The organism is Brevibacillus sp. NRRL NRS-603, assembly GCF_003013445.1.
GTDB lineage: Bacteria > Bacillota > Bacilli > Brevibacillales > Brevibacillaceae > Brevibacillus > Brevibacillus formosus.
Window position 1 is genome coordinate 36,736 of the sequence record NZ_PXZN01000046.1, and the last position, 24,952, is coordinate 61,687.

22 protein-coding genes are annotated in these 24,952 nt (G+C 48.1%); 9 read left to right on the forward strand and 13 right to left on the reverse strand.

From position 1 onward, the window contains the following. Nucleotides 1–38 precede the first annotated feature (38 nt). From C7R94_RS25650 to C7R94_RS25665, 4 genes are all read right to left on the reverse strand, one after another. The gene (locus C7R94_RS25650) at nt 39–947 is read right to left on the reverse strand and encodes a hypothetical protein (RefSeq protein ID WP_106785497.1); all 909 of its coding nucleotides are present in this window, start codon (nt 945–947) and stop codon (nt 39–41) included. A 126-nt stretch (nt 948–1,073) separates the two neighbouring features. Beyond that, a complete protein-coding gene (locus C7R94_RS25655) occupies nt 1,074–2,072 on the reverse strand; it encodes an MBL fold metallo-hydrolase (protein ID WP_106785498.1) in 999 nt (332 codons plus the stop codon). Between the two features lie 67 nt (nt 2,073–2,139). Then, nucleotides 2,140–4,380: a sensor domain-containing diguanylate cyclase gene (locus C7R94_RS25660; RefSeq protein WP_106785499.1), complete on the reverse strand. Its 2,241-nt coding sequence runs from the start codon at nt 4,378–4,380 to the stop codon at nt 2,140–2,142. A gap of 38 nt (nt 4,381–4,418) precedes the next feature. After that, nucleotides 4,419–5,000: a histidine phosphatase family protein gene (locus C7R94_RS25665; protein ID WP_047071939.1), complete on the reverse strand. Its 582-nt coding sequence runs from the start codon at nt 4,998–5,000 to the stop codon at nt 4,419–4,421. 230 nt (nt 5,001–5,230) lie between these two features. Between C7R94_RS25665 and C7R94_RS25670 the strand changes: the two genes are divergently transcribed. Further along, nucleotides 5,231–7,516, forward strand: a complete 2,286-nt coding sequence (locus tag C7R94_RS25670) for a YcdB/YcdC domain-containing protein (protein WP_106785500.1) — start codon at nt 5,231–5,233, stop codon at nt 7,514–7,516. Between the two features lie 292 nt (nt 7,517–7,808). Then, entirely contained in the window at nt 7,809–8,408 is a 600-nt protein-coding gene (gene rpsD, locus C7R94_RS25675) for a 30S ribosomal protein S4 (RefSeq protein WP_047071935.1), read from the forward strand. Here the strand turns inward: rpsD and C7R94_RS31055 are convergent. Further along, nucleotides 8,405–8,668, reverse strand: coding sequence for a hypothetical protein (locus C7R94_RS31055; RefSeq protein ID WP_369835026.1), 264 nt, complete (start codon nt 8,666–8,668; stop codon nt 8,405–8,407). The genes rpsD and C7R94_RS31055 overlap by 4 nt on opposite strands. A gap of 192 nt (nt 8,669–8,860) precedes the next feature. On the opposite strand from C7R94_RS31055, the gene C7R94_RS25685 reads away from it, so the two are divergent. The 4 genes from C7R94_RS25685 (at nt 8,861) to C7R94_RS25700 (ending at nt 14,538) form a co-directional block, all read left to right on the forward strand. Then, a complete protein-coding gene (locus C7R94_RS25685) occupies nt 8,861–12,001 on the forward strand; it encodes a penicillin-binding protein 1A (protein WP_106785502.1) in 3,141 nt (1,046 codons plus the stop codon). Between the two features lie 71 nt (nt 12,002–12,072). Further along, nucleotides 12,073–12,705 carry an N-acetyltransferase gene (locus C7R94_RS25690; RefSeq protein ID WP_106785503.1) on the forward strand — a complete coding sequence of 211 codons (633 nt, stop codon included), beginning with the start codon at nt 12,073–12,075 and terminating at the stop codon, nt 12,703–12,705. Nucleotides 12,706–12,739: 34 nt separating this feature from the next. Continuing rightward, a complete protein-coding gene (locus C7R94_RS25695) occupies nt 12,740–13,384 on the forward strand; it encodes a CBS and ACT domain-containing protein (protein WP_106785504.1) in 645 nt (214 codons plus the stop codon). Then, the gene (locus C7R94_RS25700) at nt 13,381–14,538 is read left to right on the forward strand and encodes an acetoin utilization protein AcuC (protein WP_106785505.1); all 1,158 of its coding nucleotides are present in this window, start codon (nt 13,381–13,383) and stop codon (nt 14,536–14,538) included. The genes C7R94_RS25695 and C7R94_RS25700 overlap by 4 nt, the downstream gene beginning before the upstream one ends. A 199-nt stretch (nt 14,539–14,737) precedes the next feature. Here C7R94_RS25700 and C7R94_RS25705 read toward each other — a convergent pair whose 3' ends face one another. The 4 genes from C7R94_RS25705 to C7R94_RS25720 all read right to left on the reverse strand — a co-directional run bounded on the left by C7R94_RS25705 (nt 14,738) and on the right by C7R94_RS25720 (nt 18,373). Then, nucleotides 14,738–15,670 (reverse strand): 5'-methylthioadenosine/adenosylhomocysteine nucleosidase, encoded by a 933-nt coding sequence (locus tag C7R94_RS25705; protein ID WP_106785506.1) that lies wholly within the window; start codon nt 15,668–15,670, stop codon nt 14,738–14,740. Nucleotides 15,671–15,713: 43 nt separating this feature from the next. Beyond that, a complete protein-coding gene (ccpA, locus tag C7R94_RS25710) occupies nt 15,714–16,724 on the reverse strand; it encodes a catabolite control protein A (RefSeq protein WP_047071923.1) in 1,011 nt (336 codons plus the stop codon). 117 nt (nt 16,725–16,841) lie between these two features. Continuing rightward, nucleotides 16,842–17,150 (reverse strand): metal-sensitive transcriptional regulator, encoded by a 309-nt coding sequence (locus C7R94_RS25715; RefSeq protein ID WP_047071921.1) that lies wholly within the window; start codon nt 17,148–17,150, stop codon nt 16,842–16,844. Nucleotides 17,151–17,275: 125 nt separating this feature from the next. Further along, nucleotides 17,276–18,373, reverse strand: a complete 1,098-nt coding sequence (locus C7R94_RS25720; RefSeq protein WP_047071919.1) for a bifunctional 3-deoxy-7-phosphoheptulonate synthase/chorismate mutase — start codon at nt 18,371–18,373, stop codon at nt 17,276–17,278. 314 nt (nt 18,374–18,687) lie between these two features. Here C7R94_RS25720 and C7R94_RS25725 point away from each other — a divergent pair, with 314 nt between their 5' ends. Further along, nucleotides 18,688–20,844, forward strand: a complete 2,157-nt coding sequence (locus C7R94_RS25725; RefSeq protein WP_106785507.1) for a cell division protein FtsA — start codon at nt 18,688–18,690, stop codon at nt 20,842–20,844. Nucleotides 20,845–20,914: 70 nt separating this feature from the next. Here the strand turns inward: C7R94_RS25725 and ytxJ are convergent, their stop codons facing one another. From ytxJ to C7R94_RS25740, 3 genes are all read right to left on the reverse strand, one after another. Further along, nucleotides 20,915–21,241 (reverse strand): bacillithiol system redox-active protein YtxJ, encoded by a 327-nt coding sequence (gene ytxJ, locus C7R94_RS25730; RefSeq protein WP_047071916.1) that lies wholly within the window; start codon nt 21,239–21,241, stop codon nt 20,915–20,917. A gap of 122 nt (nt 21,242–21,363) precedes the next feature. Further along, on the reverse strand, nt 21,364–21,762 hold the full coding sequence (locus C7R94_RS25735) for a hypothetical protein (protein ID WP_083995130.1): 399 nt from the start codon (nt 21,760–21,762) through the stop codon (nt 21,364–21,366). 445 nt (nt 21,763–22,207) lie between these two features. Then, nucleotides 22,208–22,441, reverse strand: a complete 234-nt coding sequence (locus tag C7R94_RS25740) for a hypothetical protein (RefSeq protein WP_106785508.1) — start codon at nt 22,439–22,441, stop codon at nt 22,208–22,210. A 226-nt stretch (nt 22,442–22,667) separates the two neighbouring features. Between C7R94_RS25740 and C7R94_RS25745 the strand changes: the two genes are divergently transcribed. Both C7R94_RS25745 and C7R94_RS25750 read left to right on the forward strand, forming a co-directional pair. Further along, a complete protein-coding gene (locus tag C7R94_RS25745) occupies nt 22,668–22,760 on the forward strand; it encodes a YjcZ family sporulation protein (protein WP_017250455.1) in 93 nt (30 codons plus the stop codon). A 173-nt stretch (nt 22,761–22,933) separates the two neighbouring features. Beyond that, nucleotides 22,934–24,046, forward strand: a complete 1,113-nt coding sequence (locus C7R94_RS25750; RefSeq protein WP_106785509.1) for an aminopeptidase — start codon at nt 22,934–22,936, stop codon at nt 24,044–24,046. 55 nt (nt 24,047–24,101) lie between these two features. Here the strand turns inward: C7R94_RS25750 and C7R94_RS25755 are convergent, their stop codons facing one another. Then, nucleotides 24,102–24,635, reverse strand: coding sequence for a PadR family transcriptional regulator (locus C7R94_RS25755; protein WP_047071910.1), 534 nt, complete (start codon nt 24,633–24,635; stop codon nt 24,102–24,104). Between the last annotated feature and the right edge of the window lie 317 nt (nt 24,636–24,952).

The following is a 24,952-nucleotide window of genomic DNA, read 5'->3' on the forward strand; positions in this document are numbered from 1 at the left end:
TTTGCAAGAGGAACGTCTCACTTGATTACTCTTACTCTTTATTTGCTATTTTCCGTTGGAGCTATGATGGGGGGTACTGTCCCATATTGCTGCAAATACGTTTCTACTTGGGTATGCTCTTTTACACGCTGATCGTTCAAATCGTACGAAGATCGAATGGACATCGTCATATTCGTAGGGAGCATCGTTTTTTTGTTGTAGTGAATCGTGTACTCTGCCTCCACTTCCATCTGGTTCACGAGCTCGTTTACGTCCACCTTTTTCTTGGACTGAATCGTGGGTCCAGAATGTTGTGCAGGCGTCCCTCTCCAATTGCCTTCCGAGAGTGCCATCGCTAGCTTTAGCTTCGGTATGTAGGGTTTCTCTCGCCCTGCTATCGATTGGACTTTTGCTCCCGGCTTTGTTTGTTCTTGCATTTGGGCAACAAGCCAGCTCTTTAGTTTGGCAGAATCCAATACGACCCCGAGCGCTTCAAAATCATCTTTTGGATTGTCATCAGGAAGCATCCGGACGTTTCGTTTCATATCGTCGATTTGCTGAAACGAAGCGATAGGGTTCCAGTTGTTCATTTCTTGATGAAGGGCCGGACTATCTCCTGCAGCATGGCTCCAGCCTTCGTTTTGTCCATGCTTGGTGTACAGCTTGTCCCCATGGCTGAGCAAGGATAAGTTGTCCACTCTGTTTTCCTCTGGGACAGAGAGCTTCACGTTCATGTAAACAGCCTCTCCGTCTTTTCTGCCCGAAAAGTTAACCATGTTCGCATTGGCACTGTTCGCCGTCAACAGCTTGGTTTGGCCGTAGAACGCATACGATTTCTGCGCATCGAACTTGTCACGCACCTGCTCAAACGTTGTATTCGCATCCTGCTTCACATTCATTTGATTACAGCCACCTGCAACAACTGTACACACTAGAGCCATCACGCAAATGGGCCAATACTTCTGCATAGATGCTACCCTCCTCGGTTACCTTGGGTCAGCCTCATGTGGGGTCCCAGGGTAATTGTCCCTTTTAGCGTTTCCGGGGAGGAATAGGCTTATTCTACTTGCAAACCTCTCTTGCACAATCAGGTTTTACAGGTGGTAATACAAGACTCGATCCTGCTCTCTCACTTCAATCTGATGGAGAATCATCAACAAATCGATGTGCCCCAAAGTCTCGGATAGCGTCAATGGCAATTCTTTTTGGTACAAGCCTGGAAATAAGAGAGCATTCAGTTCAAAAGCTGTTTTTTCTCCATCTGCAAGAAGCCTGCGGAGCATGTCTGTTCGCTCCCAGTTCTTTTGCAGTCGAGTGAGTATGAGCTCTCGATGATTGTAAACAGGTTCACCGTGTCCGCTCAGGACTTGTTCGATCTCCATGTCCGCACACATTTGCAGCGCTGTGCGGTATTGGATCAAAGTCAGTGGTCTTGTACTCGTGCGATTCCGGGGTGGTTCAATGAATGCATTGGATGAGATTCGCTTGATGATATGGTCTCCACCAATCATGACTCGATCCTTTGCCCGATACAACGACAAATGGCTTTGGCTATGTCCCGGTGTATACAGTACCTGCCAGTCATCCATGTACGGCACCTTTTGCTCATGCTTCAGATGAAAGTCAATCTGGCTTGGCTCAGAAAACGTCTTCATCAGCTTGTGAAATTTCGAGATAACGACCATCATTTTTTCTGGTACACCGCTTTGGATGTACAGCTCTTCGAAAAACTGATCATGAAATGTCATAAACTGCTCATCCAGCTGTACATAAGGCGTTGCCTGCGGATGGGCAAATGTCTTTGCTCCCGATCGTTCCCGTACTTTTTCTAACTGCCCGCAATGATCCACATGATGATGCGTCAGAATGACTTGCTCGATATCTTGCACGCTTACCCCAATCGATTCTAAGCCTTCTGTTAAAGCCACCCACGCATCGTCGGTCAACGGCCCCACATCAACTAAGGTCAAGCGCTCCCCTTTTAGCAAGTAGACGTTTACTGCGCCCACATCAAAAGGCGTAGGTATTTCGAGACAATAAATATCAGGCGCTACTTGCGTCGCGATCCTTTGCTTGCCATCGTTCGTTGTCATTTTTTATCTACCTCTCAAGTTTTTTGCCTTTTTTTCCGAAAAAGAGAAAAGAGCCATTGTTTTGGCTCTAGGCGAGAACAACTTGATTTCTACCTGAATTTTTGGCTTCATACAGAGCAATATCTGCTTGATGGAACAGCGCTTCCACACTCAGGTTTACATCCATCTCCCTGCTCCATTTCGCTAGTCCGCACGAGATCGTGACCTGTGGAGACGTCTCCTGCTCGACGCATTCGCGTATGCGCTCTGCCACGGAATGCGCGGTGTTTTTGTCCACACGCGGCAAATAAACAGCGAGTTCCTCTCCACCCCATCTTGCCGCGATATCACTGTCTCGAATGCTATGTCGAATCAGATTGGAGACCTGAATCAGTACCTCGTCCCCTACCTGATGGCCAAATGTATCATTCACATTCTTAAAATAATCAATATCAATCAAGATCAACGAGCCATAGTTGTCTTTTTGTAATGATCCTCTTACTCGTTCATTCAAATGTCTTCTCGTGTACAGACCTGTCAAATTATCCGTAATGACCATTCGTTCCATTTCATTGTGCAGGACGGCGTTGGTCATTGCCAAGCTCGCGTGCTGGCCAAATATTTCGAGGAGTTTGTAGTCGTCAAAACTAAAAAAATGATAACGGGAATCTGCGACTAAAAGGACTCCACTAATCTCACCCTCGACAACGAGCGGAACCCCCATGAAGGAACAGCACGAAAAGAGCGAAAAAGGAAGCGGTCCTGCCCCTGGCTGAGCTAGCAACAATGCCTGCTTGTTTTGCAAGATTTGCTGAAATGGCTTTTCTGTAGAATCGATAGTCCTGCCATTGAATGCTGGTATGGAGGAAGAGAGCACATTGAAGCAATCCTCTCCCGGCGTTTTTCGCAAAATGGCACAAAACTCGGCATCAAAGGTAGCCCGCATCATCGTCGTAACAAAATCGAGAATTTCCTTTAAATCAAGACTTCTGTTCAACTGGCGTGCCATTTCATTAATCAAGCGCAATTCGCGAATGAGATTGCGCGATTGCTGATAGAGCTGTGCGTTTTCAAACGCAGTGCCAGCCGTATCCGCCAAGATAGAGATATAGTCCTTTTCATGCTGACTCAAGGTAATTCGTTGATCGGATGTCACTTGCAAAACTCCGTAGATGCCTTGCTTGCCCAAAAGTGGAGCTGCGATCACCGTCACCTGTTGCTCCCCTTCCCCCACTTCCTCGGCAATGAGACGTCCTTCCAAATAGGCCTTTGTACTGGTAGACGGCTCTACTTCTTGAAAAGAAAGCTGTTTGACCGGGGTGGTTGCATTGGGTTCAACCGTCAGGAAAAGCTCTGCCGACAAGTACGGATAAAGGCTGGGAATGCTCGTCACGATTTCATGCAAAACATCATTCACATCAATCGATGCCTGAATCTTTGACATCAACTGATACAACAAGTCTTTTTTGCTCGCTTCACGACGCAGATCGTCCGACATAATCGAACGCCAAAGCGCACAGCTTGCCTTCGCGCCTACTTCCTGCAAAAAAGCCACATCCCGTTCATCGTACACGTAATCTGTCTCTTCGGGTGGCAGATGCAAAAACAGCGCGTAGAGCGGCGTTTGGTTCAAGGAGACAGGAACGACGACAAGCCTGTGGTCATCCAAAATGGAAGGCATGATTTGCGTTGTACCGAATCTCGAAACCAGTTGGGCAATATGGGTTTGTCCACCTTCGGCCTCCTGCGTTGTTACGCTCTCCTGCGGAATCAACGTGGCGTTGTCCGCGAGCTTAACGGCCGAACAATAGCCTTTCTGGATAATGTCACTGATTTGACCCGTCAAGCTTTGCAGCAGCTCTTTGGTCGTATCATGCAGCGTCAAATCCATGACAATCTGGCTTGTTACGTGTTGAATATAAGCATCATATCCCATGCGAATCAATGGCTCTAACCCGCGCATATAGGATGACAAATCGAAATGGATTTGGTCTTGGGGTGCGATCATGCCAATGACAGCTCGAACCCTACCATCTTCTTCACACAAAGGAAAGGCTCCACACACGTTGTTCGTTTCACTTCTCGTTTTGACTACGATCTCTTTGGAAGAAAGTGCCTCTACAATAAAATCAAAGACTTTGCCAATCGATACATCGTGTTGCAGGGTAAGCCCTTGAGAATTCCGAGATGGACCAACCTGCATTTCCATGAAGTTGATTACGCGACCCCCGGAATCTGTCAAGAAAAGGATGCCTGGGCGCTTTTCCGGCCAAGATTGTAAGATAAAATGGGCCGTGTAGGAAAAGACCGTCTCTAACTTCCCCAACATTTTACTTGACACGAGAAACTCCCTCTCTCAGCATTTTCTCAAGCTTTCAAATGGTCTGTATCATTAACGGATAGAACTTCCCACCTGCGATCTACATACCGAAATATCGAAATACCGGTATTATCGATACGTGTGATCCCCGTTCCTTGTTCTCCTACCGTTACATAATGCAAGAAGCTATTTATGAGACCGCCATGCGAGACAACGACAATCGCCTCACCTGGATGGCTCCCTGCTATTTCTGTCATGGCAGCTACAGCTCGACGCTGCATGTCTTCAAATGTCTCAATTCCACAGGAGGCTTCATCCTGATTCTCAAATCGCTCACGTATTTCTTCATAGGTGAGCCCCTCCCACTCCCCATAGGAGCGCTCTCGCAAGGTTGTTCGCGTAGAAACAGAGAATTGGAAGTTATCAGCAATCTTGGCAGCCGTATCACGCGCGCGACTAAGATCACTCGAATAAAAAGCGTGAATCGTCTCGCCTTGGAACCTGTCTGCTACTTGCTCGGCCTGGCGTACCCCGAGCTCGTTTAATGCGATGTCACTGTGGCCTTGTATACGACGAAGCTGATTCCACTCCGTCTCTCCATGACGAATGAGATACATGATGGTTTCCAAAACGATTTATCTCCTTACCGTTCTGTATTCTTATGGATAGTATTTCTTATTATATAAGATGGATGTTCACAATTCTAGATTGATAAAAAAACATTTGGTACAAAATTCCTATATTTCATTCCTTTCTGCAAATACCAGTCGCTTTTTTTCGGGGATTTGAACTGAAACGAACTTTCTATTCCCCTCGTCAGAGGTGATAAGAAGAATATGACATCGTTGGAGGGGTTCCTATGAAACCGTGGATCATTCGGTCTAGCTCATTTGTTCTATCTGCCAGTCTGTTGCTGCCTGTGGCTCAAGCACATGCACAATCACCTCATGTGAGTACCAATAAAATGGCGACTACGGTGTCACAAGCAGACTCCGTGGCACAAGCCAAAGCAAAGCTCTCCAAGGAAGCTGCCTTGGCACTCGCTACAAAAATAGTGCCTACCGCCGGGATGACGGTGCAAAATGTATCATTTCGTTCAGCGGATAGCTGGCGCTCATTTCCAGAATGGTCGTTTAGTTGGGTGAAGAAAGATCCGGAAAACGGCAAAGTCCTTCTATCATATAGCGTCAGCATCCACGCCAATACAGGCGAGCTGACTTCCTATTCGCGTCATGAGCAGGAAGCATCCTCTCTTCCCTATGCAAAGCGAATTTCCTATACGGAGGCACAAGAGCAGGCGAAGCGCTTTTTCGAGAAAAACAATGCAGGAAAAGCAGTGGAAACAAGACTGTATACGCGCGACATGCCAGAGCCGAAAACTCCGCTAAACTCGGAAGTCTACTATAATTTCCGTTATGTTCGAGACGTGGACGGCATTCTCTTTCCCGACAACGGCGCAGATATTACCGTAGATGCTTCCGGCACAGTGACCAACTATTCTCTGTCGTGGAACGACGTGACTTTCGAGGATACGGATAAGACACTCTCAGAAGAAGAGGCCGAGAAACTGTTTAAAGAACAAGCGAATCCAAAACCAGTTTACCTGCTGCCGTGGGAGCGGGGGGAGACTCAAAATAACAAGCCGTCTCTCGGGTATATGAATCCCTTCACCTTCTACATTGATGCGGAGACTGGCAAAGCATTGACACAATCGCTGACCCCGTATCAACCAACAAAAGAACCTGAGCCTGTTAGCAGCAAAGTCCTTCCTGCACGCCGCAGCGGACAACCGCTCTCCCAAGAGGAAGCTGTACAATGGGCATCGAGAACATTGAATTTGTCCAACTACGAGCTTCGTTCTGCCAACTACAATGAAAAAGACTTTCGTGGCAATCGTCCTGTCTGGGATCTCGAATTCGGCGAAAAAGGCAATAGCGAAGACGGATTTGCGTATGTCTCCGTGGATGCAGTAACCGGGGACATCTACCAGTTAAACAAGGACTTCCGCGGCCATAAAGAAAAAACAACCGCTACTAAAAAACCAGATATGGAAAAATTCAAGGCAAAAGCAATGGAAGCGATTCGCGAGCTGGCGCCAACCATGGCCCACCAGCTTTACTGGGCAGAACGTATCGAGGAAGAAAACCAACCCGTTGTTGATTCCGAGCGGACGCAGATCCGATTTGAGCGTTATATCAATGGAATTGCTGCAGCTAGCGGCTCTGCCCACTTCACGTTTGACATAGAGACAGGCGATCTGCTGAATTACAGCGCTGATTTGGGCAACGAAACATACCCGACACAAGTTCCCAAGCACCTGCCTGCTGCCGAAGCAAGCGAGAAGTGGTGGACAGAGACAAAAGCAGAGGCAGTATACGCCCTCGTCCCTCTTACTCCTGAGGATGCCAAACGTGCAAAAGAGCAGACTTCCCACACACCGAAGCGAACCGCCAAGATCGTTTATCGGGCGACAATGACCCCATTTGAGCAGCCGTATTACCTAGACGCTGTAACAGGCGAGTGGAGCTCCACCTCTACTGGCAAAACGATTGCGCTGCATCGTCCGGCTCCTGCCGATTTAAAGGATCATCCGGCGGAGAAGGAACTCTTGTTGATGTATGAATACGACGCACTCACGCTTGAAAACGGCAATATTATGCCGCAAAAGCCGATCACACGCGGTGAAATGATTGAGATGCTCATGATCAGTCTCAACCAAGGCAGACACTATCCACAGTACTCTCTGGAACGCAAGGCCACCTATAGCGATGTGGCAAATGGTTCGCGCTTCTTCTCAGCCGTTGAAGGTGCTGTTGATCGCGGACTTCTCGATAAAAACACTTCCAAGCTGAACCCAAATGAGACGATTACACGCGAAGAGCTCGCTGATATGATTGTTCGTGCACTCGGTTACAAAAAACTGACGGACTTCCCCGGCATGTTCCAGTCCGAGCTCTCAGACATTGCCAATTCGAAATACCGCGGTTCGATCATCATCGCGACTACACTCGGTATCGTGCCGACCGATAAGCAGAAGTTCCAGCCACAAAGCCTCGTCCCTCGTGCCGATGCAGCCATTACCTTTACCCGTTTCCTCGAAAAACGGGATACTCCAAACGGTCCGGTTACTTTGTTGCGAAAATAAAACCCAAAAAGCGCCATCCATCCCACTTCTTGCGGCGGATGGCGCGCTTCTTTTCCCTTGACTTTACTATATCGCGCCTAGTATTATTGAATGTATGTGTACAGGGTAGCATTGATTGTAGGTAAAAACGGAAGGATGTACCCTCTTAGTTCCCTCCCTTTACAGACTGCGGCTGATCATCTGTGAGGAGCACGATGCGGAAACGCTACCGTCCGAAGTTCGTGTAGATAAAGTAGGAACTAACCTGCCGGAAGTAAACACCTGCGAATCCATATTAAAGGAGAATGAAAACATGTCACGTTACACAGGACCTCGTCACAAACTGGCTCGTCGTCTGGGTATCTCCCTTGATGGTACAGGAAAAGACATCAAACGCAACTTCCCTCCAGGTCAACACGGTCACAACAACCGTCGTAAACTGAGCGAGTACGGAATCCAGTTGCAAGAAAAGCAAAAACTGCGCCACATGTTTGGCCTTAACGAAAAACAATTCCGCCGCACTTTCGACAATGCTAGCAAAATGGCTGGCGTAGTGGGCGAAAACTTCATGAAATTGCTGGAATCCCGTCTGGACAACCTGGTATACCGCATGGGCTTTGCTCCAACTCGCCCAGCTGCTCGTCAGTTGGTAAACCATGGTCACTTCCTGGTGAACGGCAAAAAAGTAAACATCCCATCCTACCGCGTACAACCGGGTGATGTAATCTCCATTCGTGAAAAGTCCCGTGGTCTGCAACTGATCAAGGACTCTCTGGAAAGCCGCACTTTCCTGCCGAACTACGTTACATTCAACGATGCTGCTGCTGAAGGTACCTTCACTCGTCTGCCAGACCGTGAAGAAATGCCAGCTGAAATCAACGAAGTTCTGATCGTTGAGTTCTACAGCCGTTAATCGTTTGAGGATAAAAAGAAAAAGAGTAGTGCCGCTCGTCGGCCTGCTCTTTTTTTATGTATTTGCTTTATGCCACGCTTTCGCCCGCGCCAACACCTCGCGGACGAATTCATTTTTCTGATTGGAATAGTCCAGCAGTGTTTGTGCCCCTTTTTGCACATCTGCTTCTTGAACTCCCCGTAACGGACGGCCTCTTCGATGATCGGCCTCGCTGTCATTCCATCAATAGCCGTGCTCCCAAAATGCTCAATCCCTTTCACCCAGACAACCAGATGCAGGGAGAGTAGCTGCTGCTCCTCTGTAAGCTTAACAATGTCTGTAAAACGCAATCAATCACATGGCGTTGACAACTTCCAACGTTTTTTGACACATTTTGCTATCTGCTGCGCATTTTCTATCCTCTAGGTTCCTCGTATGGTATAATCAGGGGGTATGCTAGGGGGTCGTAGATTATGTCGAATAACCACACATCTTCCTCTGAACCGACGAAGAAAAAGCGACGCAGAAGCCGCGGTAGAGCGTTCTGGATCATCTTCCAGATCGTCTTCGTGCTAGGGCTAATGGGAGCTGCAGTTGCGGGAGGAATCGTGACAGGTTATGTTGCCGCACTCGTGAAGGACGAGCCTGTGCGCAGCAAGGAGGAACTGGAGAATAAAATCTTCACCAACTATCTGACTGGATTCGCCTACTACAGCGACGGCTCTCTGATCGGCCAATTGCGGGCCGAAGAAGGCGATCGACGTTTGGTGAAGAAAGCAGACGTTTCTCCCTATTTGATTAATGCCATCATCGCAACTGAGGACCATAACTACTACCACCACTCCGGAGTTTCGCTTCAATCCACCATGCGCGGAGCGATTCAGGAATTTACCAACCAGCCTGTCGTAACAGGTGGTAGTACGATTACACAGCAGCTTGTAAAAAATACAATCCTTTCTGCTGAAGTTAGCCACACCCGTAAGGCCCGTGAAATTTTTACCGCCATTCGAATCGAGCGTATGTTTTCCAAAGATCAGATTCTGGAAGCCTACATGAACGAAATTTACTTTGGAAAAAACGCCAACGGATCAAACGTTTATGGCGTTCAGGCTGCCGCGAAAGGGATTTTTGGCAAAGATGTAAAAGAGCTCGGGCTCGCTGAGGGCTCCTATCTTGCAGGTATGATTCAAAACCCAGGTGCCTACTCTCCATTCCGTGCAGAAAGCTATCAGCGCGGGAAGGAACGTCAAAAAATGGTGTTGGATCGCATGCTGGAGAATGGCTTTATCACAAAAACCCAATACGATGGAGCTCTCACCAGTGATTTGAAGGCACAGCTAGCAAAACCGACGCAGCAAGCTTATCGAGAAGTACCTTTCTTGATGATGGAAATTGAAGATCGTGCCGCACGTCAACTTGTGGATGCAGACCTCTTGGAAAAAGGGCGAGACAAATCAACCATCGGCCGCAACGAATACCGACAGCTGGTTGAAGAGAAACGTCGCGACATACTGCGAAAAGGGTACAAAATACATACCACAATCGACAAGAGCGTATATGACATCATGCAGGCTGTTGCAGCCGATCCGAAAAACTTCGGTAAGAATCGCACCTATACGATTCGTCGCTCTAACGGTAAAACAGAGAAAATCGAAAATGCTCTGGAAGAAGTCGGCGCAATGCTGATTCACAACAAAACAGGAGCCATCCTCGGTATGATCGGAGGACGTGACTTCAAGGTGGAACAGACGAACCACGCCACCGTGCCACGCCAGCCTGGTTCGGCCATGAAGCCACTTGCCGCTTATGCTCCTGCTTTTGAACTGGGATTGCTCCAGCCAGCATCCCCAATCGATGACGCTCCGGTGCTACTCGCCGACGGCCAGAACGGTTCCCATTTACCTAAGAACTGGAACAACAAATGGCAAGGGATTATGAGTGCCCGCGAAGCACTGCGGATGTCCTGGAACATTCCGGCGATCAAGACGTATTTGAAAGTTGGCATTCCAACCGCTCTTGAATACGTGAAGAAAATGGGAATCACAACATTAGTGGATGCTGACAACTATGCGGCCACTGGCGTAATTGGCGGTCTTACCTACGGCACAACTGCCGAGGAAATTACAAACGCCTATGCGACATTTGCAAATCACGGTTCTTTTGTGGATGCCTACTTGATTGACCGAATTGAGGATAGCACCGGAAAAGTCATTTATCGCCATGAATCCAAGCCTGTACAAGTGTACAGCGAGCAAACAGCCTACTTGATCACGGATTTGATGCGTTCCGTCGTCAATAACGGTACAGGTACACACGTCCGTAAATACGTGCCGCGCAAAGTCGATGTGGCAGGTAAAACCGGAACAACGAACAACAGCAACGACCTCTGGTTCGTCGGTTACACGCCAGAGTTGTCCATGGGAGTATGGGTTGGCTTTGACGAGCCATATCCAATGCCAGACGCGGACAAATATGTTCCGATGGTCGTATGGGGTAAGGTCATGAAGGATGTCATCGCGAAGCATCCGAACCTTTCACCTCCTGACTCCACCTTTAAAAAGCCCGCGGGAATAGTCAGTGCGACCGTTGACTCGAAATCAGGTCTTTTGCCAAGTGAGCTTTCGAAAGAAGCTGGCCATTTGATCACTGATTTGTTCAACAGCAAGTTCGTTCCGAGGAAGGTGGACGATACCCACCAAAAAGCACGCGTTATTACGTATAATGGCGAACGGTACTTGGCGAAGGAAGGAACACCTGAAGATTTTGTTACCGAAGGAGTCTTCTACCGCTCACCTGATCCGCTCCCTACCAAAGAGCAAATTCAAACGAAAAACAGTAGGGTCGCCACCCAACCACCAGATTGGGAGCAGCGCCTACCTGACAAGGAAGACCCTCGCACAGAGACAGGTGGAGCGCCATCTTCGCCTAGCGGTGTAACAGCTACAGGTTCAGGCAAGCAAGTTACGCTTACGTGGCAATCCGCCAAAGAAGCTGACTTGGTCGGCTATCGCATCTACCGCGCTGATGTACAGAACGGCTTTGTCAAAGTAGCAACTGTGAAAGATCCATCAGAATTGACTTTTGCCGATACGACTGCTATCCATCGAGATTTAGGCTATTATGTCACTTCTGTGGATATCGCTGGTCATGAATCGCAGCCTTCCGCAATCGCTTCTGTCGGTTCAACACAGACATGGCAGTTGCCTGATCCAAATCAAGGTACGGAAACAGGCATCCCGAATCCGATGGACAATAACGGGAATGGTCAAACAGATCCAGGTGGAACTCCGACTAACCCAGAAGATGGATCAGGAGGCACGAATACAAACACAGATTCCGCTTCACCACCTGCTGCTCCGAAATCCTTGTCTATCAAAAATACGCCTAACGGTTGGCAGCTAAAGTGGAAAGGAAGCAGCTCGTCTGAGCAGATGTACAACGTATATTTTAGCCCAGACTCAGCAAGCGGCTATTTGCTACTCGGGACTGTCTCTAGCACAAGCTTTACACACGCAGCAGAAGTACCGAATGGCAGTAACTATTACATTACCGCAGTCAACAGTTACGGAGAATCGCCACATTCTAACATCGTAACTGCCAACACCACAGAATAAACTGGAATGACAACTGACAGAGATGGTTAGACGCCATCTCTGTTTTTCTACAAACGTAAGGGGGGGAACTGATGGAGCACGTCAAACGCTATCATTCATTGAGCCTAATGGTGAACAACAAGGAGCTGCTCGTCGAAGGACCGATTACAGGAAGTTATCTGGCCTCATTACGCTTTGATGAGGGGCTGAAAGCTTTTCGTATCCCTGAACAGCAGCATGAAGCTCTCATCGAAATCGCTGATTTGCCTGAAGGGCGCATTATAATTGCACGTGAAGGAGACCTCGTCCTCGGCTACGTAACCTTTCTGCACCCCGATCCACTGGAGCGATGGTCACAAGCCCAACTGCCCGATTTGCTGGAGCTGGGAGCAATTGAAATCAGTCATAAGGTAAGGGCGGGTGGCGTAGGCAAAAAGCTGCTGGAAGTCGCCTTCTTGGACGACGCCATGGAAGACTACGTCATTATTACAACGGAGTATTACTGGCATTGGGATCTGAAAGGAACAGGACTCGATGTGTGGCAATACAGAAAGGTCATGGAAAAGGTCATGGGCAGCGTAGGCCTGAGCTGGATGGCGACAGACGATCCGGAAATATGTTCGCATCCCGCCAACTGTCTAATGGCAAAAATCGGCAAACGAGTACCCCCAGAAACAGTTGTTGCCTTTGATGCTATGCGGTTTCAAAATCGTTTTCTTTACTAGTTTGGATGCCTTTTGATTCCAGGAGGTCACTCTTATGCGTATTGAAGAGATTATGCGGAAAATTATTGTCACGATCCAGCCTTCCACTACAATCGGAGAAGCGCTTCTTCTACTCCGTGCAAACAGAATCAGGCATTTGCCTGTCATTGAAAACGACTCACTCGTAGGCATTGTCTCGGACCGTGACCTGCGAGACGCTCTCCCCTCTCGCCTGCTCACGCATGACGATGATGACACCGTCCTGCACAAGCCTGTAGCCGATATCATGAATCAACAAGTCATCACTGCCCATCCACTAGATTTCATCGAAGATGCAGCCCTCCAACTATACGAGCACAAAATCGGCTCACTACCCATCGTCGAAGGGAATCGGCTCGTAGGATTGATCACAGAATCGGATCTTTTCTCTAGCCTTATCGAACTTTTCGGCGTAAATAAACCTAGCTCCCATATCGAAGTCGAAGTAGACGACCGCGTCGGCATGCTGGCAGAAGTCAGTCAGGTCTTTCGCGATGCACAAGTAAATGTCACGAGCGTCGTGGTCTTTCCTGGGAAAAAGCCCGCGAAAAAGAATCTTGTCTTTCGGGTACAGACCATCGATCCTCGTATTGTGACGCAATTGCTCCTTGAAAAAGGCTTTTCCGTAATCGGCCCTACGGAAGGGGGGATATTCCAGTGAGCCGAAATGCTCGTCTGATCTACTCTCCAGACTACACGCAATATTATTTTCATGATGATCATCCGTTCAACCAGCGTCGTCTGCTCCTCACACACGATCTGATGAGCAGTTACGGAATACTCCAAGCCTCAGACATCCTGACTCCCCGACCGGCGACAGATGAAGAACTCGCTCTGGTGCATGACCCACGTTATATCCAGTTTGTACGCGATCAGGGCCATAGTGAACACGAGCTTCCGCAGGCTGCCAGCTATGGCTTGGGAACCGAGGATGTTCCCTGTTTTTCAAACATGCATGAAGCATCCTCGCTGATCGTCGGAGGTACGTTAAACGCAGTGGACGCGGTTATGAGTGGACAGGCAGAACACGCCTTCAATCCCGCCGGAGGATTGCACCATGCCTTTCGTGGACGCGCCTCTGGATTTTGTATCTACAATGATTGCTCCGTCGCGATCGCTTATTTGCGTAAAAACTGGAATGCGCGCGTACTGTATATCGACACAGATGCCCATCATGGAGATGGGGTACAGTGGGCTTTTTACGATGACCCTCATGTACTGACTGTATCCATTCACGAAACGGGAAAGTATCTCTTCCCGGGAACAGGCAATTTGTCTGAACGTGGAGATGGAAGCGGTTACGGTTATTCTGTCAACGTTCCACTCGATGCCTTCACGGAAGACGATTCTTTTCTGGAAGTATATGAAGAGCTGGTGTCAAAGCTAGCGGCTGGCTTCAAGCCTGATGTCATCCTGACACAAAATGGTTGTGATGCTCATGCGTACGATCCCCTCACCCATTTGTCTTGCTCGATGAAGATTTATCAAGCGATTCCTCGTCTTGCTCACCGTCTTGCTCATGAATATTGTGACGGTCGTTGGATTGCTGTAGGCGGCGGGGGCTACGATATTTGGCGGGTGGTGCCACGGGCGTGGACGCTGGTATGGAGTGAGATGAGCGATCAGCCTCTGGTGGACGGTGATCTTCCTGAAGCCTGGCTCCAGCGCTGGCAACCCGAGACGGATTTGCCCTTGCCGCCTCGGCTTTTTGACGAACCATTCCCAACAATCCCACGACGAGCAGAGATCACGGAAAAAAATCGGCTTACGCTAGAACGTGCGATGCTGTACGCACCTATTGGATCAGAGAAGTAAGAAAACCTCTACCGAGGCCTATTCAAGGAGGAGCGACCGCGTTTAAATGGAAAGTTTTACCGAAGTAATGCCAGAAGCAGACGCTGAGGCACCTTGTCATGCGCTCCGGAATTTATTTTATAAATTCCTATACGTAAAAAAAAAGCGTCTGCCCTCGTACCTTTTGGTACTGGTCAGCACGCTTTTTCTATTCCAAACCCTATTTCACAAGCTCTTCCAGCTCAGACGGCGCAAAGCCTTTTACCGCTTTATCGCCTACGACTGTTACAGGCACACCCATGAAGCCAAAGCGCTCCACTTCCTCTTGATAGGCACGACTCGTCATGACATCGCGCACTTCAAAGGAAACCCCTTTTGCGGTCAGCCAATTCTTAACCATGTCGCAATCTACACAGTTTTTCGTCGAGTAGACGATAACTCCCGAAGTTGTCGATGCTTGAGAAGCTGTGAGCATGTTACGGACAATCGCGTAGGAGCGCTGGGAAGCCAGCTTGGTAAATTCCACGAAGTTAACATGCGCGGAGCCATCTGCTTTATCCGACATCGAACGAACCACGACAAATGGGACTCCATTCATCGCACATACTTGTCCAACAGATGCCCCTTCCATTTCGGTGCAATGTGCTCCAAATTGCTCATACAGCCATTGAACCTTTTCCCGACTGGCAACGAACTGGTCGCCGGACAAGATACGCCCGCTTACTACCTGAACTCCCGCTTCCAGCTCTTTGCCCGCATCGATTGCTTGCTGCATCAGGCCAGCATCCGCTTGCCAAGTCCATTGCTCTGTAAACGGAATCTGTCCTGGCTCAAAGCCAAGCGGTGTCACATCAATATCATGTTGGATGCAATCCGTCGAAACTACAATGTCACCAATATTTAATTCAGGGTGAACGGCTCCTGCCACACCTGTGAATATGACACGCTCCACTTGGAATGAATCGATGAGGATTTGTGTTGTCACGGCCGCATTCACCTTGCCGACACCTGATTTGCACAGCACGACATCCTTGCCTTCCATTTTACCTGTGTAATAGGTAATGCCTGCTTTGGTGGCAGTAGTCGTCTCTTGCATCGCTTCCAAGTAAAGCGCGATTTCTTCATCCATCGCGCCAATAATTCCGTAACGCATTTCCCATCCCCCTCTTGCTGTCAATTCCTGCGTTCCTTTGCGATCAAGCTTGCTCAGGCTTCGTACTCTCCCGATACTCAATTCGATGCGGCAGCAGCACGACATGCTCTTCGACATTCTCGTTATTCATGTACTTGGTCAACAGGCGCATCGCTACCGCACCAATATCATACATTGGCTGTACGACAGAAGTCAGTCGTGGACGTACCATTTCAACCAAACGAATATTATCGTGACCGATGACTTCGATGTCACCTGGCACGTTCAGGCCAGAATCTTGAATGGCGTGGATCGCACCAATGGCCATCTCATCATTTGCTGCGAAAATAGCCGTTGGTGGATTTTTAAGGGCAAGAAACGCTTTTGTAGTGGACAAGCCTGATTCATAGAAGTAGTTGCCTGTCGCAATCAGCTCTTCATCCAGCTCGATACCCGCATCCTTCAACGCCTTTTTATAGCCTTCATAGCGCATCAACCCTGCCAATGGATCGTTTGCAGGGCCGGCGATCATTGCAATACGCTTGTGCCCGCGTGAAACCAGTGCTTCCGTCGCATCATATGCGGCTTGGAAATGGTCAATGCTAACCGACGGCAGTACGTTGTCCGCATCGCGAGTCGCAGCGAGCACAGTCGGTACAGATGTGCTTGTTAATGCCTGCAAATGATCTTCTTTGATTTCTGCCCCCAGGAACAGAAGCCCGTCCACCTGCTTTTCGAGCAAGGTATTAATGAGCTGCAATTCCTTTTCCATCCGTTGGTCAGAGTTACATAGGATGATGTTGTATTTGTACATCGTAGCGATATCTTCAATCCCTCGCGCCAATTCGGAGAAAAACAAACTGGAGATATCCGGGATGATGACACCAACTGTTGTCGTTTTTTTGCTGGCGAGTCCACGAGCAACCGCATTTGGTCGATATCCCAAGCGCTCAATCGCAGCCAATACCTTCTTACGGGTCAAAGGCTTTACGTTGGGATTCCCGTTGACTACGCGGGAAACTGTCGCCATCGACACCCCCGCTTCTCTTGCTACGTCGTATATAGTAACCGGCATCATGCACCCTCACTTTTCCCTATTTTTTGGTTTTCATAAGCGTTTTCATAAATATATGCACCTATGATACGACAAGCCGTATGCCGTTGCAATTGTTTTTGACGGCTTGCGCACCCGTTACTTCATAAGTTTGTTCATCGTTTTCAAAAGTTCGTCAATCACTTCATGATCGCCTTGCTGAATGCGATCCATCACACAGCTTTTCATATGTCCTTCGAGGAGCATTTTCCCAACCGCATTCAGTGCAGACTGAACAGCCGCAATTTGATTGAGAATGTCGTCGCAGTAGACATCCTTTTCTACCATTCCACGAATTCCGCGAACTTGCCCCTCTACCCGATTGAGACGGGAGATGAGATTAGACTTGATTTTCTCCGGCCTTTCAGTGGACCGATCAGTCGAGCAGCATTGATGGTTGTCTTCCATATGGCCTATCCTCCTTCACCAATATCAGCACGTAATTCTAGCTTACTTCGTCGCCAATGGTTCGTCAAATGAGAAAGGTCCTCCCGCGCGCAGGAAGGACCTTAAAACATACCCGAAAGGTATTCTTATGCTCTCGTTGCCACAATCTCGCCTTTGTACAGGCCAGAAGCAAGCAGTTCATCAACGAACTCGTTGAACTGTGGAATGTTCAACTGTTGCTTCGCATCAGACAGTGCCACATCTGGATCAGGGTGAACCTCTACCATGATTCCGTCAGAACCGACTGCGAAACCTGCTTTCGCGCAAGGCAAGAGCAGATCACGACGACCTGTAGAGTGCGTCACGTCTACAAACACTGGCAAGTGCGTCTCTTGCTTGAGGAGTGGTACAGCAGAAATGTCGAGCGTATTGCGAGTCGCTTTTTCGTACGTGCGGATTCCACGCTCGCACAGCATGACTTGTGTGTTCCCTTCAGACAGGATGTACTCTGCCGCGTAGATGAACTCTTCAATCGTAGCAGAGAGGCCACGCTTCAAGAGGATCGGCTTGTTCACACGACCTGCCGCCTTCAGCAGCTCGAAGTTTTGCATATTCCGAGCACCAATTTGGATAACATCGATGTATTTCGTTGCCATCTCAAGATCTGCTGGCGTCACGATTTCACTGATCGTTACGAGGTTGAATTCATCCCCGATACGCTTGAGAATTTGCAAGCCCTCTTCACCCAGACCTTGGAAGTCGTATGGCGAAGTACGAGGCTTGTACGCGCCGCCGCGCAGGGTGCGCAGTCCGCGTTTTGCGTGGTTTTCTGCTACTGCTCTTACTTGCTCGTAGCTTTCCACGGAGCATGGACCTGCGATAAGAATCGGATTTTTTCCTCCGAACTCAACGCCTTTTACCGTGATAACCGTGTCCTCTGCCTTTTTCTTACGGCTAACGAGAAGTACTTTTTTCTTATCATCGTCTTGCAGATCTAAGGAAACTTGGAATATTTGCTTGAACAAATGACGAATTGCATTGTCATTGAAAGGACCTTTATTGTTTTCAACGAGCAGATTGAGCATTTGGCGCTCACGCTCTGGGTCAAAACGGTTGCTGCCCTGTTTTTCTTTTTCTTTGCCGAGCTCTTGAACCAAGGTAGCTCGTTTGTTGATCAATTCAAGAATTTGCAGGTTGATCTCGTCTATCTGCTTGCGCATAGTTTCGATTTGATCGTGTGCCATCTCTCTCCACTCTCCTCTTTTTATATAGGGATTTATCGATAAATTAGGGTAATTATAATCGATTCAAACACCCTTGTCAGCAGTTTAGCGCCAAAAAGCGCGAAAGTAAATTTTTTCTGTTTTTTTATCTTTTCCAATTATTCGTCAAAACGAAGAAGATTCCTTGATTCGACAGGATTCTTTTCCTTTCAAATCGAATAGTTTTGGATATATGTTCTAGCTAAAAGTGATTGTTCCTTTCCGATACAGACCAAAATTACCGATAAGTATTGTAAAGACTTCATGAACAACCTCTTACAAGGAGTGACCTACTTTTGTCTGACATCACAGCCCCTGAGCTTATTTTTTCATTAGATATTGGAACGCGCAGCGTCGTCGGCCTGATCGTGGAAACGACCGGCGAGCAGTACCGCGTGTTGGACTGCGCCATTCGAGAGCACGATGAACGCTCTATGCTCGATGGGCAAATTCACGATATTGTCGCCGTAGCTAAGGTGATTCAACAAATAAAAGAAGATCTGGAGGCAAAGTATGGCAAACTGCATCAGGTAGCGGTCGCTGCTGCCGGTCGGTCATTGCGCACCCGCCGCGTTCGTGTGGACATGCCGTTAGCCAGACATGCCTTCATCTCGCGTGAAGATGTTGTCGCTTTGGAGTTTTCCGCTGTACAGGAGGCCCAAGCCGCATTAGCCCAAGAGCTAAAGGATCAAGACGTCACCCGCTATTATTGCGTGGGTTACAGCGTTGTTAATTACCATCTGGATGGAGAGTTGATCGGGAGTCTGATTGACCAGCGGGGTGACATAGCAAGCGCAGATGTGATCGCAACTTTCCTTCCACGCGTGGTTGTCGACTCGCTGATCGCTGCTCTGAAACGATGCGACCTGGAAATGCAGGCATTGACGCTTGAGCCTATTGCGGCGATTAATGTCCTGATTCCCGTGACTATGCGCAGACTGAATATCGCCTTAGTGGACATTGGGGCAGGTACTTCTGACGTAGCACTGACTGAGGAAGGGGCAATTACCGCCTACGGCATGGTGCCTGTTGCAGGCGATGAAATCACGGATGCGCTCATGAATGCCTTTCTCATGGATTTTCCGATGGCAGAAGAGGTGAAGCGTCTCTTATCCACCGAGGAGTCCGTCACCTTCACCGACATTCTCGGAATGGAGCATACGCTGAGCGCTTCCGAGGTAACGAGTGCGATTGAGACAGACATCCAGCAACTCGCCGATAAAATTGCCTTCAAAATACTGGAGCTCAACGGAAAAGCTCCGCAAGCGGTCATGCTGATCGGCGGCGGCAGCCTCACCCCTGGGCTTACAGGACGAGTCGCTCAGGTCTTGAATATTCCTGCCGCCCGTGTTGCCGTTAGAGGCGGGGATGCGATTAAACAGTACGTCGGAGACAATCCTGCGCTCAGTGGACCTGAGTTCGTAACGCCAGTCGGTATTGCTGTTGCTGCGCGCCGTCATCCGTTGCGCTATGTAACCGTTACGGTCAATGACGCTCCAGTGCGCATTTTCGATCTGCGAAAAATGACGTTGGGTGATGCGCTCATTGCTTCTGGACTGGATATCCGCCGTTTGTATGGTCGTCCCGGATTGGCGATGACCGTCACCGTAAACGGACGAATGAAAATGATTCCGGGTGGTCACGGTACGCCGCCGGTGATTGAGCGCAACGGGGAGGCCGTCAGTCTCGACACCCCAATCAATGATGGGGATCAAATCACCGTAGTGGCAGGTACAAATGGCGATGATGCACGTGTGTTTGCCAAGGATTTATTCGATGAGCTGGACACGCTCGAGGTGATCTGCAATGATCGTCCCTACTCGCTCGGTCCAGTGGTACATGTTAACGGAGCGGTTGCTACTCTCGATACCTTGATCTCTGATCGAGCCGAGGTGGATATTCGCCTTCCCCGCACTGTCTATGAAGTACTGGAGCTCACTGAACTGAAAACGTCAGCAGAATTAGGCTTGCGTTTTTCTGTGAATGGACAAGATTATTCTATTCCGTCCCGTATCGAGGTGATCGAGCTGAACGGAAGACCAGCAGCTCTGACAGATATTGTCCGGCAAGGTGATGTCCTCGTATACCGACTGGATGAAGTCCCCGCCCCTTCCATACAAGATGTCATCCCCTTGGAAGAATGGGTACAGGAGACTATGATCGTACACTTCAATGGTGAACGGGTCGAATTGCCTGTTGCACAGGTAACGATTACCGTAGACGGAAAAGCAGCGAATGCCGCCGATCCCGTGAGCGAAGGTGCCGAAATCACGGTAAAATCCTCACCTGCGTCTATCCCTGTGTTTAGCGACGTCTTCCGTTTTGTCGATGTTTCCTTGGAAAAGCCCGACCGTGAGAGTATCTCCGGATTCGTGATGCTCGTCAACGGCGAACAGGCCAACTTCCAGACAGAATTGAAAAGTGGAGACAAGCTGGAGCTTTTCTGGGAATAGTCTCTCACGTGCTTTTTCTCCATACAAAAAGCCGGTTTCACCTCGCTAATCGGGTGTACCGGCTTTTTGATTACGCGTTGAGCGCCTGGCCAATCGCGTCCTTTGTAATTTTCCAGTGAGACGTGTGCCATTTTACTTCCCCGTCTTCCAGCAAAAAGATTTGCGGGGATTCGTGCTTGATGGAAAAACGATCCGCTACAGCGTTGGAGACAGGGCGATCCTCCCGTACCAGAATCACAGCAGATTCGACTTGATTGTCCTGCAAATACGCTTGAAACTCTTCATAAGCGGACGTACTGATTGGGCAGATCGTACTATGCTTAAACAAAAGCTTTTTACCATTTTTCGCTACGAACTCATCCAGTTCTTCTATGGAGTGAAGCTGTTTTTGTGACATGATTCATCTCTCCTTATCATATGTGCCTATCAGTATACATAAGTCCAAGCAGCAAAGTCTACATTTGCGGTGCAGTGGAGAAATGAAAAAGAGATACCTTTCTTCTAGGCATCTCTTTTTCCTTACACCATAATTTTCGTTAGTCGTTCGCGTAGCTCCAGCATCCATTTTTCATCGCCAAGGGACTGCGCCAACAAAAACAGATCCAATAGCTCGTTGACTTTTTCACCAAGTAATTCTCTTACCGTCGAATTCACCTTCTCATTAGCAATCAATACCAATAAGTTGGATAACTCTGACATTTCTTCGAATTCGATTGCCTGGCGCTGCGGATGTTGGCCCAGTTCCTCCATGAGTGACTTCAAATCATCCTTAATCACATCTACCACTTGGGAATGGTCACAGTCTTCGTCCACGCAGACGTGTACAGGTACATTCATGATTTTAACTCGTTTCCGGTACACGACGTTGCGCAGCTCGATGTCCATTTCGTTCCCGCAGCGGCTGCATCTCTTTTGCACGGTGTTCACCCCTACCTATCTACTTATGTATGTCTCTCATACTATTCGAGATGCCTCCTTTCAATCCTGCTAAAGAGCAGGTGGTACTTGGTGGATATAGAGTCAGATATAGACTAGGGTCAGCATAGTGGAGGAGAAGAAAAAGCACAGTTCTCTTCGACTCTGACACGCCAGCTTGGGGCGTCACTGTCCGTCTACACTTCAAAAAGGGGACGTCGAGCCAAAGCCACCCTACGGGCGGAAGTTTCTCAGGGAAGAAGTGTTCGACAAGCAGGTCCCCTATTTTAAGTTCCGACTGGGTAGGCGTTGTCAAGGTCTACGAGCCCTGTGCTTTTTCTTCTCACTAGCTTTGTCAGTTCATCGGTACCTTCTAAAACTTGAAAGAACGTTAAAAAGACGATGCCAGCAAGTAGCATCGTCTTTCTTTTGTGATCAAACTTCAATCTCACGCGTAGATGGCGTTTACTTTTTCACAATGCGGACAAACAGCAACTTTCCCTGCTTTTCCTTCTTCATCTTCTACACGGTAGCCAGTAATTTGCTCGGAGAAACAAAAGAGACATTCTGTATTGAAGTCCATGTCGTATTGCGCTTTCCACACAATGGATTTAAAGTCTTCTCCAACATTAATCGTAATTTGGACCAAATCATGCTGCATGCTAGATAATGATCTTTGCATCACATAAACATCCTTTCATACTTGCAAAGTCTTTTGGTATCCTCTAGCTTTTCCTGCTTTTCAGAATAATAAACATCGAGAATTGCAAGAGTATGAAAAACGAGAGATTCCCCAAACAATTTTCTCAAAAATGGGCGGATGCCCGGTGCGGTCCTATGCGATCACCCATATGTTGTAGATGTAAGCACAAGAGGCTTAACACACACATGAGGAGGATGTTTATTCGATGAGCGGCATCTTTAATGGAGAATTCGACGGCTTCACTCTGGTTTTGATTCTTTTCATCCTGCTGGTTATTATCGGGTGCAGCTGCGACTAATCTTTCTTCCCCGAAGATATAGCCATATTCAGCAGGTCGTTGCATATACATGAAGTACCGAATCCTTCAAGCGCGTTTCCTCCGCAAGCTACCCTCGTCAGTGGGTAGCTTTTTTCTGTTTGAGTTGTGTACAATGGATAAGAATGATATGGAAAGCGAGGGATCCCCTTCCTATGAAAGATCCACGAATTGAAAAACTTGCTGACGTCCTCGTCAATTATTCGGTGACTGTCAAGCCTGGTGAAAACGTTTTAATTTACTCTGTTGGCAATGTTACCGATCTGACAAAGGCTGTCATTGCCAAAGTATACGAAGCCGGGGGAAATCCGTTTGTCCAACTGATCGACCAATCCGTTCAGCGTGAACTCTTGATGGGCGCCAATGAAACACAATTGGGGATCATGCGTGAAGCAGATGTGGCTTTCATGAAACAAATGGATTGCTACATTGGCATCCGCGGTGGCGACAACATTAGTGAGCTCTCTGATGTGCCTGGAGACAAAATGCAGCTGCACTCCAAGCTGCTAGCGCGTCCTGTACTAGATATTCGCGTACCGCATACCAAATGGGTCGTGCTTCGCTATCCAAATGCATCCATGGCTCAGTTAGCTAATATGAGCACGGCCGCCTTCGAAGATTTCTATTTCAAGGTTTGCACCCTTGATTACGGCAAAATGGATAAAGCCATGGACAGCCTGGTCGAGCTGATGGAGAAAACCGACAAGGTACGTATCGTAGGGCCAGGCACCGATCTGACCTTCTCCATCAAAGATATTCCGGCAATCAAATGTGCTGGTGAAGCCAACATCCCGGACGGAGAAGTATTCACTGCCCCTGTCCGTGATTCCGTCAACGGTACGATCGCGTACAACACGCCATCTCCTTACCAAGGCTTTACATACGACAATATCAAGCTGACCTTCAAGGATGGCAAAATTGTCGAGGCAACTGCAAACGATACAGAGAAGATCAATGAAATCTTTGACACTGATGAAGGTGCCAGATTCGTTGGGGAATTTGCGATTGGTGTGAATCCATACATCCAAAACCCGATGAAAGACATCCTTTTCGACGAAAAAATCGATGGAAGCTTCCACTTCACACCGGGACAGGCATACGATGAAGCGTTTAACGGAAACAAATCCTCCATTCACTGGGACTTGGTCATGATTCAACGTCCTGAGTGGGGCGGTGGAGAAATTTGGTTTGACGATCGCCTGATCCGAAAAGACGGACGTTTCGTTGTACCAGAGCTCGAATGCCTCAATCCAGAAAACCTGAAGTAAATGAAATAAGCGAAGGGCTCATTGTTCACAAGACATGAGCCCTTCGCTTTATTGGCTAAACGGAATATGCTGGTTGTTTCAACAAGGAGGTCATTTTTTGTTCCATAAAGGAAATCGTTGACTCCAGATGATGAATGGTATACTCCCAGCAAAAACGTTGGTATTCGTCAAAATTTACTTCCAGCTTTTTATAGGAGGCCTTACTTTGTTGGAGCAATTGACGTTGCGTATCCAAGCAGCCCTCTAGCAAATCCTTTTGTTCGTCGATCGTGCGGCTCTTGCCGAAGAAAATCTTAACCAGCATGTCTGAACGCAATACTGGCGGCAAGATAGGCGTCTGAATTTCTTGACGGAAAGATTGTTTTCCGGCTTCTGTAATACGGTACAAAATCTTGTTCGGCTTGCCAGACTGAATGATTTCTTGCTTCGTCACGAAGCCTTCTTCCTCCAATTTGCGCAATGCTGGATAAATAGCACCAAAGCTAGCGTCATAAAAGAATCCAATACTATTTGTAAACGCTTGCTTAATATCGTAGCCACTCATTTCCCCATAGCTCAAGAAACCCAGTATGATCGTTTTAACATCCATCTCTTCGCATCCTCCGTTACCGTTCTTTTTCTCTCTCTAGCGGCTAGGACTTAGCCTTTATGTTCGAAATATTCTTTAACTACATGTTATTATAAATGGATTTAAATAATTATACCAATGCTATTTCTTTATTATATCAATCAAAATTAATGATATATCCTTACACTCGACTAGAAATTGGGCGTCCCTTCCCTCTCCACTCCCCATAAGATGATACATACCTATCTGCTGTAGGGGGAGAGATCGGTGAAAAGTAAAAAATGGTCCCAGTATACGCGAGTAAAGTACCCTGTGAGCAGCAGCAGTCTGCACCCATT